This window comes from Streptomyces kunmingensis (assembly GCF_039533535.1).
Taxonomy (GTDB): domain Bacteria; phylum Actinomycetota; class Actinomycetes; order Streptomycetales; family Streptomycetaceae; genus Streptomyces; species Streptomyces kunmingensis.
Genome location: NZ_BAAATS010000005.1, coordinates 603,379 through 617,993, shown reverse-complemented (window position 1 = coordinate 617,993; position 14,615 = coordinate 603,379). Strand labels below are relative to the sequence as shown.

Genomic DNA, 14,615 nt, shown 5'->3' with positions numbered 1-14,615 from the left:
CGCTCACCTCTGGCCGTCCCGGACATCCGCCGGGGCGGCCACGTCGTGCGGCGGGCCGTCGGCGAGCGGCTCCGCGGTGGCGATGCCCGCGAGCAGTCCCACACCCGCGGTCACGGTCGTGAAGCTGAGCGCGTTGCCGACCGACGCCATCGCGGCCACCGCCGTGAGCGCCGCGCCCGCGGCCAGCACCACCTGCGTCGGACGGGCCGAGCGCCACAGCGCGTACAGCAGCCAGCAGAACGCGGCCGCCAGGAGCACCACACCGACGACGCCCTGCTCGGCGCCGACCTGGAGGACGGCCGCGTGCGGTTTGCCGTCGGGCAGCGGGGACTGGGCCGGCGCCGGGCTGAAGTCTGCGAAGCGGCCGGGCCCGACACCGAGCGCGGGCTCGGACTCCGCCAGCCGCAGGGCGTCGCGCCACAGGAGCACGCGGTGCGGGGAGAGCCGGTCCTCCAGAGGCGTGGCCAGGACCGAAGGCAGCGCGTTCTTCGCGAGGGCCACCCCGAGGGCGGCCACCGCGGCCGTCGCCAGGCCGAGACCCGCGAGCCCGACCGACCTGCGGCGCGCTCGGGCCGCCGCGAGCGAGTACAGGACGACGCCGGCACAGGCGGCTGCCCCGGCCCCCGACCCGATGACGGCGGCCAGCACGACCGTCCCGGCCGCCGGTACGTGCCAGGCGATCCGCAGCGCCCGGCGCCGCGCCGACCAGGCCGCGCAGCACAGCGCCCCCGCCGACAGGGCGAGCAGCGCGGCGGTGGCACCGGCCCGCCCGAGCGGGGCCACGGTGTCCGGCGCCGGGACGCCGTGCGGGGATACGAGAGCCAGACACAGCCCGCCCAGACCTGCCACGGCGGACGCGGCGACGGGGACGAGCGCCGCGCCGATGCGGCCGCACGCGTAGCCCGCGACGACAGCCAGTACCGCGAGAAGCATTCCCTCGGGCCGGCCCGCCCGCGCGGTCGCCGTGATCAGGGACCACACGGCGCAGCCGCCCAGGACCGTGAGGCCCGTCGCGTCGGCGAGCCCACGACGGCGCGCCGCATCCGGCCCGCTCGGCGCGGACCACCCCGTTGTTCCCACCCGTCGCCCCCCGACCATGACGGGCCCCGGACGTGCCGGCCGGAACCGGCGATACGTCAGGGACTAGGGCACACGGTAACGGCTGGTGCGCCGCTTTGCGCCGGTGTTGCGCAGGAACGTTTCACGCGGCAACAACAGGCACCGCGGGCCGGTGCGGACCGGTGCGGACCGAAGCAGCCCGGTGCGGGGCGAGCCGCCCGGTGCGCGGCCGTCCCGGGCGCGTCGACCGGCGTGTCCCGCTGACAGTGACGCGCCGTACACTCCCCGAGTGACCGCCACCGCACCTTCCGTCGCCCCGTCGGACGAGCCCGCCGCGCAGCCCGCTCGCCCCTCCCACCTGCGACGGCTCGTGCCCGTCGGCCTGGCGGTGCTCGCCGGGCTGCTGCTCTACGTGAGCTTCCCGCCGCGCGAACTGCCGTGGCTCGCGCCGCTGTCGTTCGCCCTCTTCGGAGCCGCCGTGTACGGCCGCAGACTGCGGGCGGGATTCGGCCTCGGGCTCGTCTTCGGCCTGGCTTACCTGGTGCCGTTGCTCTCGTGGACGGGCGTCGACGTCGGACCGCTGCCGTGGCTGGCGCTCGCCGTCGCGGAGGCGCTGGTCCTGTCGCTGGCCGGCCTGGGAATCGCGTACGTGTCGCGGCTGCCGCTGTGGCCCCTGTGGGCGAGCGGTGTCTGGATAGCCGACGAGGCGCTGCGCGCCCGGTTCCCGTTCGGTGGTTTCCCCTGGGGGAAGGTCGCGTTCGGGCAGCCCAGTGGTGTGTTCCTGCCGCTCGCCTCGCTCGGCGGCACCCCCCTGCTCGGCTTCGCCGTGGTGCTGTGCGGTTTCGGTCTCACCGCGCTCGTCCTGCGCGTCATCGGCCTGCGCCGCTCCGGCGACGAGGGCGCGCGCGTGCTGCGTGACCGCACCGTCGTCGCCGCGGCCGTCGTCACCGTCGCGCCCGTGATCGCCGGAGCCGCCGTCATGCCCTTCGTGTCGAACGCGGCGCAGAGCGGCACCGCGCGCGTGGCGCTCATCCAGGGCAACGTGCCGCGGATGGGCCTCGACTTCAACGCCCAGCGCCGGGCCGTCCTCGACTACCACGTACGCGAGACGATGAAGCTCGCCACGAAGATCGAATCCGGCGAGGTGAAGCGGCCCGACCTCGTCCTGTGGCCGGAGAACTCCTCCGACATCGACCCGTACGTCAACCAGGACGCGTACGACGAGATCACCCGGGCCGCCCGGGCCGTCGGCGCACCGATCTCGGTCGGCGCCGTCGTCACCGCGAAGGACGGCACGACGCGCAACCGGCTGATCCTCTGGGACCCCGAGAAGGGCCCGGGCGCGACCTACGACAAGCGGCACCTGCAGCCGTTCGGCGAGTACATGCCGTACCGCAGCTTCTTCCGGATCTTCAGCAAGGAGGTCGACCGCGCCGGGGAGTTCGTGCCCGGCAAGAAGGCCGTCGCCTTCGACATGGCGGGCACGAAGATCGGCAACGTGACCTGTTACGAGGCGGCGTTCGACGACGTGGTCCGCGACCAGGTCCGCGAAGGCGCGCAGATCCTCTCCGTACCCAGCAACAACGCGACGTTCGAGCGCAGCCAGATGACCTACCAGCAGCTCGCCATGGACCGGGTGCGCGCCGTGGAGCACGGCCGGGCCGTGATGGTCCCCGTCACGAGCGGCATCAGCGCGGTGATCCGGCCCGACGGATCCGTCGCCCAGCACACCGGCATGTTCGAGCCCGACACCCTACTCGCCGACGTCCCCAGGCGCACCTCCCAGACGCTCGCCACGCGCGCGGGCGTCTGGCCCGAGGCGCTCCTCGCGGCGATCGGCGCCGGCGGTCTCGCGTGGGCCGTCGTGCGCTCGCGCAGGGGGCGGCGCTCGGACGGCTGAGCCGTCGGCGCGGGGGAACCGGACGGTTAGGGTCGTGGGTATGGCGACTCCAGAGTTCATCCGCAAGATCCGGGCCGGCGCCGGTCACCAGCTGCTGTATCTGCCCGGCGTCACCGCCGTGGTCCTCGACGACGAGGGGCGGGTGCTTCTCGGGCGCCGCACCGACACTGGCCGGTGGGCGCTGCCCGCCGGGATCGCCGAGCCGGGCGAACAGCCCGCGGACGTGGCGACGCGCGAGGTGCAGGAGGAGACGGGCGTCGAGTGCGTCGCCGAACGCGTCGTCCTCGTGCAGGCGCTGGAGCCGATCACGTACGACAACGGCGACGAGTGCCAGTTCATGGACATGACCTTCCGCTGCCGGGCCACCGGCGGCGAGGCGCGCGTGAACGACGAGGAGTCCCTGGAGGTCGCGTGGTACGCGCTGGACGCGCTGCCGCCGCTCAGCGAGCACGCACTGCTGCGCATCAAACAGGCACAGTCCGAAGGAGCGACATGGTTCGAGACCATGAGCGGGAACTGAAGTATGGGTGCCGGCCACATCGGGCGGCGCCGGCGGGCTGCCTAGGGTGCGGAGCATGACCCCGCGCACCCCACTCGCCGCAGCCCACGCCGCACCGCTCGACCTCGGCGGACGCACCGCACTCGTCACCGGCGCCGCCGGCGGCATCGGCCGGGCCTGCGCCCTGCGGCTGGCCGCCGCCGGCGCCAAGGTGAGAGCGGTGGACCGGGACCGCGAGGGCCTCGAGGCGCTGGCCGGACAGACCGACGGCGTCGAACCGTACGTCCTCGACCTGACCGACCTCGACGCCGCCGAGGCCGCGGCGGCCGGCGCCGATGTCCTCGTGAACAACGCGGGGATCCAACTGGTGCGTCCCATCGAGGAGTTCCCGCCCGATGTCTTCCACACCGTCCTGACGGTGATGCTGGAGGCCCCGTTCCGGCTGATCCGGGGAGCGCTGCCGCACATGTACGAGCAGGGCTGGGGCCGCATCGTCAACGTGTCGTCGGTGCACGGACTGCGCGCCTCCGCGTACAAGTCCGCGTACGTCGCCGCCAAGCACGGCCTCGAAGGACTGTCGAAGACGGCAGCCCTCGAGGGCGCCCCGCACGGGGTCACCTCGAACTGCGTCAACCCGGCCTATGTACGCACCCCACTCGTCGAGAAGCAGATCGCCGACCAGGCCGCCACGCACGGGATCCCCGAGGAACGGGTGGTGAGCGAGGTGCTGCTGCGGGACAGCGCGCTGAAGCGGCTCATCGAACCGGCGGAGGTCGCCGAGGCGGTGGCGTACCTGTGCACGGCGCAGGCGTCGTTCATGACCGGTACGTCGTTGTCGCTCGACGGAGGCTGGACCGCTCACTGAGCACGGGTGATCCTGTTGAGCATGGAGCAGCACCCACCGCACCCGGCCGTAGCCCCCGCCCCGGTGACCACCGGCGACACGCAGGCCCCCTTCCTGGAACTGCTCGCCAGGGGCGCCTCCGCCGACGCGTACGAACAGCCGGCGCTGGTCGCCCGTGCCGAGGGCGCGACGCCCGCGCGGATAGCGGCCCTCGAGGACGCCAAACGGCTCGCGCTCGGGGTACGGGAGGAGATGGAGGGCAGACGGCGCCGCGAGGCCGAGCTGTCCGCCCTGTTCGAGACCGCCCACGACCTGGCGGGGCTGCGCGACCTCGACGCGGTCCTCCAGGCCATCGTGCAGCGGGCCAGATCGCTGCTCGGCACCGACGTGGCGTATCTGACGCTGAACGACCCGCCCCGCGGCGACACCTACATGCGGGTGACCGAGGGGTCCGTCGCGGCCCGCTTCCAGCAGTTGCGCCTCGGCATGGGGGAGGGGCTCGGCGGGCTCGTCGCGCAGACCGCGCGGCCCTACGTCACCGCGAACTACGGGCAGGACGTGCGCTTCCAGCACACCCGCACCATCGACGCGGGGGTCCAGGACGAGGGGCTCGTCGCCATCCTCGGGGTGCCGCTCATGCTCGGGCCGCACGTGATCGGCGTGCTGTTCGCCGCGGACCGGCGTGCGCGGGTCTTCGAGCGGGAACAGATCGCGCTGCTCGGCTCGTTCGCCGCGCTCGCCGCCGCGGCCATCGACACCGCGAACCTGCTCACCGAGACCCGCGAGGCGCTCGGCGAACTGGAGCGGGCCAACGAGATCATCCGGGACCGCAGCGGGGTCATCGAGCGCGCCTCCGATGTGCACGACCGCCTCGCCGAGCTGGTGCTGCGCGGGGGCGGCGTGCACGACGTGGCCGCCGCGGTCTCCCAAGTGCTGGACGGCACCGTCGAGTTCACCGACGCGGACGCCGCCCTGAGCGAGGCCGTCGAGGTCTCCCGCACCGAGGGACACGCGGTGCGCCGCGGCCCCGACTGGGTCGCGGCGGTCGCCGCCGGCGGTGAACTCCTGGGCGCCCTGGTGCTGCGCGGGCAGCCGGACCTCGACCCCGTCGACCAGCGCACCCTGGAGCGCGCCGCCATGGTCACCTCCCTGCTGCTCCTGGCCCGGCGCTCCGCCTCCGAGGCCGAACAGCGGGTCCGGGGCGAGCTGCTGGACGATCTGCTCGACGCCCGCGACCGCGATCCGCGGCTGCTGCGGGAGAGGGCCGTGCGCCTCCAGGCCGACCTCGGCGCCACCCATGTCGTGCTCGCGGCCCGCCTCGAGACGGCCGGCGCCGACGCGGAGCAGGAGGCAGCCGCCCGCCGCCGGCTGTGGTCGGCGGCCAGCCATCTCGCGGCGACCCGGCACGGACTGGCCGCGGCGCGCGACGGCGGTACGGTCCTGCTCCTGCCGCTGCGCTCCGGCGGCACGGCCTCCGACGTGGCCGCGCACGTGGCGAAGCGGCTCTCCGCGGCGATCCACGAGACGGTCACCGTCGGCGCCTCCGCCCCCGTGACGGAGCTGGTCACCCGGCCCGACACCGCGGCCGTCGGCTACGCCGAGGCGCGGCGCTGCCTCGACGCGCTGCGGCTGCTCGGCAGGGCCGGCGAGGGCGCGGCCGCCGAGGACTTCGGGTTCCTCGGGCTGCTGCTCGCCGACAGCCGGGACATCAGCGGCTTCGTCGCCCGCACCATCGGTGAGGTCGTCGCGTACGACGAGCGCCGGGGGACGGATCTCGTGCGTACGCTCGACGCCTACTTCGCGTCCGGCATGAGCCCGGCCCGCACGAAGGACGCGCTGCACGTGCACGTGAACACCGTCGCGCAGCGCCTGGAGCGGATCGGCCGGCTGCTCGGCCCCGACTGGCAGGAGCCCGCGCGTTCGCTGGAGATCCAACTGGCGCTGCGGCTGCACCGGTTGGCGGGCCCGGACAGACACTGACCCCGTACGCGCGAGGCGTACGGGGCCGGTGTGCGGGCCGGTGTACCGGGGGCCCTCAGACGGTGTGCGCGCCCGCGCGGCGGTCGGCCGGTGCCTCGTCCGTGCCGTCCGGCGTGTCGATGGCGGCGAGGTCGCGGTGGCGGGTCTCCTTCGCGACGCCCACGGCGAGCAGCGTCAGGAGCGCGGCCGCGATCACGTACAGGGCGATCGGTGTCGAGCTGTCGTAGTCGGCGAGGAGCGCTGTCGCGATGAGCGGTGCGGGCGCGCCCGCCGCGACCGAGGCGAACTGGGCGCCGATCGAGGCGCCGGAGTAGCGCATCCGCGTCGCGAACATCTCGGAGAAGAAGGCCGCCTGCGGGGCGTACATGGCGCCGTGCAGGACCAGGCCGACGGTGACGGCGAGGATCAGGTTGCCGAAGTTCGCGGTGTCGACCAGGGAGAAGAACGGGAACATCCACAGTCCCACGCCCGCCGCGCCCAGCAGGTACACCGGGCGGCGGCCGATCCGGTCGGACAGGGCGCCCCAGAGCGGGATGGCGGCGAAGTGCACGGCGGACGCGATGAGTACGGCGTTCAGCGCGGTCTGTTTGGAGACCCCGGCCGACGTGGTGGCGTAGACGAGGATGAAGGCCGTGATGACGTAGTAGCTGATGTTCTCGGCCATACGGGCGCCGATCGCGACGAGGACGTCACGCCAGTGGTGCCGCAGGACCGCGACGAGCGGCATCTTCTCGACCGCTCCGCCCTCCTCGGCCCTGCGTGCCTCCGCGCGCGCCAACGCCTCCTTGAAGACCGGCGATTCATCGACAGAGAGACGAATCCACAGACCGACCATCACGAGGACGCCGGACAGCAGGAACGGGATGCGCCAGCCCCATGACGTGAACTGCGCGTCCGAGATCAGCGCGGTGAGGGCCGAGAGCACGCCGGTCGCGAGGAGTTGCCCGGCCGGCGCGCCGGTCTGCGGCCACGACGCCCAGAAGCCGCGGCGTTCGGCGTCCCCGTGCTCGGACACCAGCAGCACCGCGCCGCCCCACTCGCCGCCGAGGGCGAAACCCTGGACCAGGCGCAGCACGGTCAGCAGGACCGGCGCGGCCGCGCCGACCGTGGCGTAGGTGGGCAGCAGGCCGATCGCGAAGGTGGCGCCGCCCATCATGAGCAGGCTGAGCACCAGGAGCTTCTTGCGCCCGAGGCGGTCGCCGTAGTGCCCGAAGACGAGCGCGCCCAGCGGCCGGGCGGCGAATCCGACGGCATAGGTCAGGAAGGACAGCAGAGTTCCGACGAGCGGATCGGACTCGGGGAAGAACAGCTTGTTGAACACGAGCGCGGCGGCGGAGCCGTACAGGAAGAAGTCGTACCACTCGATCGTGGTGCCGATGAGGGACGCGGCAACGATGCGCTTGAGGTTGGACGGAGCTGGTGGAGCGGTTGCGGGCGACGACATCGGCACCACTTCCTGGCGTTCGACGGGGGACGGTTGCGTGTTGCCACACCGTAGGAACGTGCAGGTCAGAGGCGTATGTGGTGGGACACCATAGTTCCGGACGGCGGAGTGAGCGCGACCACCATGCGCGGAGCGGACGACCGCCCGTCAGATGACAATGAAAACGATTGTCGATAGCGTGGCCCCGGTCGTTCGGCGCCCCCGTTCCCGGGAAGCGCCGTCCTGTCGTGCTGTCGCACTGCGCGGTCCTCGCTCCGAAGCGGTGACCGCGGCTGCCGGAAGGGGAGTTGTGGCACATCTGTTGGTGGTCGAGAGCTGGGTCGGTTCGATGAGCCGGCTGTTGCCCAGGGCGATTCGGGAGGGCGGACACGAGTTCACGTTCCTCACGCGCGACCTGGGCCACTACCTGCGGTCGGCGCCCGAGGGTGTCGGACACCCGCTGTTGCGGGCGCGCAACGTGATCACCGCTGAGACCAATGACCTGGACGCCCTGGCGCCGGTGGTCGAGCGGCTGCACGCGGCCCTGGAGTTCGACGGGGTGATCAGTTCCTGCGACTACTACTTGCCCACGGTCGCGGCCGTCGCCGCTCGGCTCGGGCTGCCCGGGCCGGGAGCCGACGCGGTGACGCGCGCCTGTCGCAAGGACCTGACCCGGCAGGTCCTGAAGGAGGCCGGGCTCGACGGGCCGCGCTTCGCGGTGGTCGAGCCGGAGGGCGGTTCCGGCGGTTCCGGCAGTGCAACTACCGGTGGGCCGGGGGGCGCTGAGGTGCGGGCCGCGCGGGCGCTCGGGTTTCCGCTCGTCGTCAAGCCGGTCGATCTGTGTGCCGGGATGTACGTCCGGCGGGTGGACGACGAGGCCGAACTGGTCGCTGCCTGCCGGGAGTTGGCGGCATTCCCGGTGAACGCGCGGGGGCAGCGCCGCGCGGGCCTCGTCCTCCTGGAGGAGTTGCTGGACGGCCCCGAGGTCAGCGTGGAGACGGTGTCCTGCGCCGGACAGGTGCGGGTGGTCGGCGTGACCGACAAGAGCGTCGGCGGGGCGCCCGCGTTCATCGAGACCGGACACATGTTCCCCGCGGCTCTCGGCCCTGCCGAGCGTGCGGCTGCCGAGGACACGGCGCTGGCCGCGTTGAAGGCGCTGGAGCTGACGGACGGCGTCGTGGCGCACACGGAGATCAAGCTGACCTCCGCGGGGCCGCGCGTCGTCGAGGTCAACCCGCGCCCGGCGGGCAACCGCATCACGGAACTCGTCCGGCACGTCACCGGGATCGACCTGGCCGCGGCGGCCGTGGACGTGGCGCTCGGGCGCGAGCCCGATGTCGTCCCACGGGTCACGGGATTGCGGAGCGCTGCCGTCGGCTTCCTCGTACCGGAGGCCGACGGCACGCTCGCGGCCCTGGAGCACGACCCTCAACTCCTCGTGCGGAACGAGGTGTTGGAGGCGCAGTTCGTCGGCGTCGGCCGTGCCGTCAGCGCCGCGCGGAGCAACAACGAGTACCTCGGGCACGTCATGGCGGGCGATCCGGAGGGCCTCGGGGCGCGGGACCGGGTCGAGGCGCTGTTGGACGTGGTGCGCGCGGGACTGGTGATCCGGTGACCGCCGCCCGATCCGCACCGCTCGCCTCCACCGGGCCGGTGGCTTCTGGTTCCTTGTCGCCGACGGCCTCCCGGCTGTCGGCGGGCGCCGAGCCACAGGCGCCCCCGCCGCCCGGCTCCTTCGACGCGCTGGTTCATGAGGTGAGTGAGGGGGGCTGGGGGCCCGATCCCGGAGGATTGCGTGTATCCGTCGCGTTCAGTACGCGGCAGGTCGTGCGGCACGAGGGGCGGGGTGGCGGGTACCGGAACGAGGTGCTCAGTCTGCGGCTCGGTGAGGCGGTCGGGTCGTGCGCGGTCGAGCCCGGCACCCTGTCCGAGGAGGCGATCGACGACTGCGTCAGTGCTGATATCGGCACCCTTCTCCGGCACGCCCTGTTGCCCGTGCGGGTCGCCGCGCTCGACGCGTACCTGATGCATCTGTGGCCGCACACGGCGGTCAACGGCGCGCGGACCGTACCGCTGGCGTCCGGTACCTCGCTGGAGAAGTCGCGGGCCCGGGCGGCGGCCGTCGTCGACCTGTTCGACACGGCGGCCCTTCCGAAGGGCGCGAGGATCCTCGTCGTCGGCGTCGTCAACTCACTGCTGGAAGCGCTGCGTGCCCGCTCCCTGCGCTACGTCCCCTGCGACCTGAAGGGCGGGACGAGCGAGTGGGGTGAGCCCATCGTCACGGACGCCCTCGCCGAACTCCCCTACTGCGACGCCGTACTGGCATCCGGAATGACCCTCGGGAACGGAACCTTCGACGCCCTGCGTGACCAAACAGCGCGCAGTGGACGGCAGTTGGTGATGTTCGCGCAGACCGGCAGCGCCGTACTGCCGCGCTTCCTCGGCAACGGGGTGAGCGCCGTCTGCGCCGAACCGTATCCCTTCTTCTGGCTCGACGGCGGCCCGGGCGTCCTGCACCAGTACCGCGCCGCCGCCGGACAGGGGGCAGGGCGATGAGCGCGCCGGCCGTGCCGTACTCCCGGCCCGTCGCGCGGCCCGAACTTTTGGAGCTCGTCGGCCGTACGCCTCTCGCGCGGATCACCGCGGACCTGCCACGGCCGCACCCCGGTTTCTGGGCCAAGCTGGAAGGGCTCGCGGCGGGCGGCATGAAGGCACGCGCCGCCGTGTCGATGCTGCGCGGCGCCCGGCGGCGTGGCGAACTGCTGCCCGGGGCGCCCGTCGTCGAATCGACCTCCGGCACCCTCGGTATCGGCCTGGCCTTCGCCGGCCAGGCGCTCGGGCATCCCGTCGTCCTGGTCGGCGACGCCGAACTCGAGCCCTCGTTACGGCAGTTGCTGCGCTCGTACGGAGTGCGGCTCGTGCTGGTGGACCGTCCCGCCGCGGAGGGCGGCTGGCAGGCGGCCCGCCTGGCCAGGCTGCGGGAACTCCTCGCCGAACTGCCCGGCGCCTACTGGCCCGACCAGTACAACAACCCCGACAACATCGCCGGTTACGCCTCTCTCGCCGCCGAACTCCTCGACCGGCTCGACGCGTTGGACATCCTCGTGTGCAGTGTCGGCACGGGCGGCCACAGCGCGGGCCTCGCCGGCCCGTTGCGCGCCCGCTTCCCGGCGATGCGGCTCATCGGCGTCGACGCCACCCACTCCACGATCTTCGGCCAGCGGCCCGGGCCCCGCCTGATGCGCGGGCTCGGCAGCAGCATCCATCCGCGCAACGTGGCCTACGAGGCGTTCGACGAGGTCCACTGGCTCGGCCCCGCCGAAGCCGTCGACAGCTGCCGCCGGCTGGCCCGCTCCAGCTTCGTCACCGGCGGCTGGAGCACCGGCGCGGTCGCCCGCGTCGCGGCGTGGGCGGCCCGGGCCCATCCCGGCGCCTGCGTGACCACGGTGTTCCCCGACGGGCCGCACCGCTATCTCGGGACGGTCTACGACGACGCGTTCACGGCCCGCCACGGCCTCGACCGGGCCGCGGCAGCGCCCCACCCCGCCGAGATCCCGCACCCCCGCGCGGCGCAGGCCACCGGCTGGACCCGCTGCCGCACGGTCCTGGACCCCCTGGCCCTCCGCACGCCCCCTGCCGCTCCCAGCCTCGTACCGAGAGAGAAGCCGTGAAGGCCACCCACCGCACCGTCCGCCTCCAGCTGAGCGAACCCCTGCGTATCTCCCGCTCCACCACCACCGCCCGCGACGCGGTCTGGATCACCGTGACGCACGAAGGCCACAGCGGCCACGGCGAAGCCGTCAGCAGCGTCTTCTACGGGCTCGACACCGCCACGATCCAGCGGCATCTCACCCGGATCGGCCGCGAGGAACTGCCCCGGTTCTCCGGTCCCGAGAGTGCGCTACAGGGCCTGAGCGAGGGCGAGTTGGCGACCGAGGGCGCCCCTCCCGCCGTGACCGCCGCCGTGGAGTCCGCTCTGCTCGACCTCGTCGGCAAACGCGCCGGTGTCCCGGTGCACCGACTTGTCGGCGCGCCGGGGGCGCCCGTCGCCACCGCGCTCACCATCGGCATCACGTCCCCGCTGCACGCCGCCCGCCAAGCCCGGAACCTCGTCGAGAGCGGGTTCCGCATCATCAAGGTCAAGGCGGGGACGCCGGACCCCGAGGACGACATCGAACGGGTCCGGGCCATCCGCGACGCTGCCCCGCACGCCCGCCTCCTGCTCGACCCGAACGGCGCGTGGACCGTCCCCCAGGCCCGGAAACTACTGCACACATACGCGGAGTTGGGGATCGAAGCGGTCGAGCAGCCCGTCGCCCCCGGCGATCCGGAGGCGTTCGGCGCGCTCGCCGAGCGCTCCCCGCTGCCGCTGATCGCCGACGAGGACGCCGTGAGCCTCGCCGACGCCCGCCGTCTCGCCGGCCGCGTCCACGGCATCAACGTCAAGCTCGCCAAATGCGGCGGTGTCCACGCTGCCGCGCGTATCGCCGCCCTCCTCGAGGGCAGCGGCACCGACCTCATGCTGGGCTGCCTCACCGCGAGCACCCTCGGTCTCGCCCCGGCCGTCCACCTGGCGTCCCGCGCCCGCTGGGCCGACCTCGACGGCCACCTGCTGCTCGCGTACGACCCGTGGACCGGAATCGGCGGCACGGACGGCACGGTCGTACCGAACGGCCTGCCCGGGCTGGGAGTTGCGCCGCGCGAGTACAAGGGCACCAAGGGCGCCAAGGGCTCCAAGGGCGAGCGTGCCGAGGGTGAACTCAGTGAGGGCGAGCGTGCTGAGGGTGATCCCAAGGAGGGGGAGCGTGCTGAGGGCGAGCTCAAGGAGGGGGAGCGCTATGAAGACGTGGCATGAGATGCGCCGCTTCCCCCTCGCCGTCCGCCTCCTCCTCGTCAACCAGCTCGGCGTCAACACCGGCTTCTACCTGCTCATCCCGTATCTGGCGACCCATCTGGGCGAGAACCTCGGCATGTCGGCGGCCGTCGTCGGCATCGTCCTCGGCGTCCGCAACCTCAGTCAGCAGGGACTCTTCCTCATCGGCGGTTCCGCGGCCGACCGGCTCGGCGCGCGTGGCGTCATCATCGTCGGCTGCGCTCTGCGGACCGTCGGCTTCGCCCTGTTCGCGCTCGGCGACGCACTGCCCGTGCTGCTCGCCGCTTCCGTGCTCAGCGGTCTCGCGGGCGCCCTGTTCAACCCGGCGGTCCGCGCCTACCTCGCCCAGGAGGCGGGGGAGTGCAGGGCCGAGGCGTTCGCCCTGTTCAACGTGTTCGCGACGGTCGGCGCCCTGGCCGGGCCGCTGCTCGGCAGCGCGCTGCTCCTGGTCGACTTCCGAGCCTCCGCCCTGACCGCCGCCGCGATCTTCGCGGTGCTCACGGTCGCCCAGGCCCTCGTCCTGCCCGCGCGCCCCGTCGAACCGAGCGGGGGCGGCGTCCTCGCGGACTGGCGCGAGGTCCTCGGCAACCGGGTGTTCCTGGCGTTCGCTCTCGCCATGGTCGGCATGTTCACCCTGGAGAACCAGCTCTACCTGCTGCTGCCCGACGGGGCCCGCGCGGCCACCGGCTGGGACGGCGCGGCCGGCATGGTCTTCCTCGTCGGCACCGTCGCCAACCTCACCCTCCAGATGCGGGTCACCCGGCGGCTCAAGTCCGTTGGAAACAAGGTGCGTTGGATCTCCGTCGGGCTCGGTGTGATGGCGGCGTCGTTCGTGCCGCCGCTGACCGTCGCGGGCAGCGGCGCCGGGGCAGCGGCGACGGTCGCGGTACTCGCGGGAGCACTGCTCCTGTACGTCGGCATCATGATCGCGCAGCCGTTCGTGATGGAGCTGATCCCCGGCTTCGGCCGCCCCGGACTCACCGGCACCTACTTCGGGATCTTCTACGCCGTCTCGGGGATCGCCGCCGCCCTGGGCAACGCGGTCGTCGGCTGGACCATGGACGCCGGCGCGGGCGGCGCCGACTGGCTGCCCTGGGCGTGCTGCCTCTGCTTCGGTCTCGCCTCCGCGGCCGGAGTGACCTGGCTGCGCCGCCTGGGCGCGCTCCCCGGCCGTGAACCCCTGGTGGCGGCGGCATGAGCGCGCCTACGGACCCGGGTGGCGAGCAGCAGGAACACGGCGCCAACCTGCTGACCGAGCACCCGGCCCTCTACGAAGCCCGGTTCCCCGACCCCGAGCGGCTCGCCGGACGCTGGGCCGAGGACTGCCTGCGGCGCCACGCGGCCGGGCACCGGGTCCTCGACATCGGCTGCGGCACCGGACGCGACGCCGCCCACCTCAGCCGCGCCGGCCGCGAGGTCATCGGCGCGGACCTCTCCGAAGCGATGCTCGACCATGCGCGCGAACACCACCCCGGCCCCACCTACACCCGTGCCGACCTGCGTGGATTCGACCTGGGACGGCGGGTGTGCGATGCCGTCGTGTGCCTGGACAGTGCTCTGCTGTACTGCCACACCAACAGCCAGCTCGACGGCTTCCTCGCCTCCTGCCGGGCCGCGCTGACGCCGGGCGGGCTGCTCGTCTGCGAGATGCGCAACGGCGCGTACTTCCTCGGCCGCACCGACCTTCTCGACACGCCGACCGTCAACACCTGGACGTACGACGGGAGTTCGTACCGCTCGACCACCACGCTCACCGTGGACCGCGCCGCCCAGCTCCTGCGCCGGACCCGAATATGGGAGACCGGCGACGGCTCCGCGCCGCTGCGGCAGCACTCCGCCTGGCGGCTGCTGTTCCCGCAGGAGATCGGACACCTGCTCGCGGCGCACGGGTTCGACGTCCTCGCGCTGTACGACGGTCCCGGCCCGCGGACCGAACCCGCCTGGCGCGAGGGCGACGTGCCCGGCGTCGCGAGCGGCACGGCCGACGGCGACCGGCTGCACCTCGTCGCCCGCCTGCGCTGACCACCCCTCCCACTC

Annotated in this window: 12 protein-coding genes; 10 read left to right on the top strand and 2 right to left on the bottom strand. The window is 73.2% G+C overall.

Annotated elements, in window-relative coordinates:
* Positions 1–3: 3 nt before the first annotated feature.
* Positions 4–1,080, bottom strand: a complete 1,077-nt coding sequence (locus ABD366_RS07990; RefSeq protein WP_344441346.1) for an O-antigen ligase family protein — start codon at positions 1,078–1,080, stop codon at positions 4–6.
* Positions 1,081–1,348: 268 nt separating this feature from the next.
* Here ABD366_RS07990 and lnt point away from each other — a divergent pair, with 268 nt between their 5' ends.
* Genes lnt through ABD366_RS07970 form a run of 4 tightly spaced genes read left to right on the top strand, consistent with a single transcriptional unit; the run spans position 1,349 to position 6,282 of the window.
* Positions 1,349–2,959 carry an apolipoprotein N-acyltransferase gene (lnt, locus tag ABD366_RS07985; RefSeq protein ID WP_324776488.1) on the top strand — a complete coding sequence of 537 codons (1,611 nt, stop codon included), beginning with the start codon at positions 1,349–1,351 and terminating at the stop codon, positions 2,957–2,959.
* A gap of 40 nt (positions 2,960–2,999) precedes the next feature.
* The gene (locus ABD366_RS07980; protein ID WP_324776490.1) at positions 3,000–3,479 is read left to right on the top strand and encodes an NUDIX hydrolase; all 480 of its coding nucleotides are present in this window, start codon (positions 3,000–3,002) and stop codon (positions 3,477–3,479) included.
* A 55-nt stretch (positions 3,480–3,534) separates the two neighbouring features.
* On the top strand, positions 3,535–4,323 hold the full coding sequence (locus ABD366_RS07975) for a 3-hydroxybutyrate dehydrogenase (RefSeq protein WP_324776492.1): 789 nt from the start codon (positions 3,535–3,537) through the stop codon (positions 4,321–4,323).
* 21 nt (positions 4,324–4,344) lie between these two features.
* Positions 4,345–6,282: a helix-turn-helix domain-containing protein gene (locus tag ABD366_RS07970; protein WP_324776494.1), complete on the top strand. Its 1,938-nt coding sequence runs from the start codon at positions 4,345–4,347 to the stop codon at positions 6,280–6,282.
* A gap of 55 nt (positions 6,283–6,337) precedes the next feature.
* Here ABD366_RS07970 and ABD366_RS07965 read toward each other — a convergent pair whose 3' ends face one another.
* Positions 6,338–7,726: an MFS transporter gene (locus ABD366_RS07965; RefSeq protein WP_324776496.1), complete on the bottom strand. Its 1,389-nt coding sequence runs from the start codon at positions 7,724–7,726 to the stop codon at positions 6,338–6,340.
* A 289-nt stretch (positions 7,727–8,015) separates the two neighbouring features.
* On the opposite strand from ABD366_RS07965, the gene ABD366_RS07960 reads away from it, so the two are divergent.
* The 6 genes from ABD366_RS07960 to ABD366_RS07935 all read left to right on the top strand — a co-directional run bounded on the left by ABD366_RS07960 (position 8,016) and on the right by ABD366_RS07935 (position 14,600).
* Positions 8,016–9,320, top strand: a complete 1,305-nt coding sequence (locus tag ABD366_RS07960; protein WP_324776498.1) for an ATP-grasp domain-containing protein — start codon at positions 8,016–8,018, stop codon at positions 9,318–9,320.
* A gap of 128 nt (positions 9,321–9,448) precedes the next feature.
* Positions 9,449–10,261, top strand: coding sequence for a Rossmann-like domain-containing protein (locus tag ABD366_RS07955; RefSeq protein ID WP_324776698.1), 813 nt, complete (start codon positions 9,449–9,451; stop codon positions 10,259–10,261).
* Positions 10,258–11,376, top strand: a complete 1,119-nt coding sequence (locus ABD366_RS07950) for a PLP-dependent cysteine synthase family protein (protein WP_324776500.1) — start codon at positions 10,258–10,260, stop codon at positions 11,374–11,376. The genes ABD366_RS07955 and ABD366_RS07950 overlap by 4 nt, the downstream gene beginning before the upstream one ends.
* Complete coding sequence (locus ABD366_RS07945; protein WP_324776503.1) at positions 11,373–12,560, top strand: dipeptide epimerase; 1,188 nt, start codon at positions 11,373–11,375, stop codon at positions 12,558–12,560. The genes ABD366_RS07950 and ABD366_RS07945 overlap by 4 nt, the downstream gene beginning before the upstream one ends.
* Complete coding sequence (locus ABD366_RS07940; protein WP_324776505.1) at positions 12,544–13,776, top strand: MFS transporter; 1,233 nt, start codon at positions 12,544–12,546, stop codon at positions 13,774–13,776. The genes ABD366_RS07945 and ABD366_RS07940 overlap by 17 nt, the downstream gene beginning before the upstream one ends.
* Positions 13,773–14,600, top strand: coding sequence for a class I SAM-dependent DNA methyltransferase (locus ABD366_RS07935; RefSeq protein ID WP_324776507.1), 828 nt, complete (start codon positions 13,773–13,775; stop codon positions 14,598–14,600). Before ABD366_RS07940 ends, ABD366_RS07935 begins: the two co-directional genes overlap by 4 nt.
* Positions 14,601–14,615 lie beyond the last annotated feature (15 nt).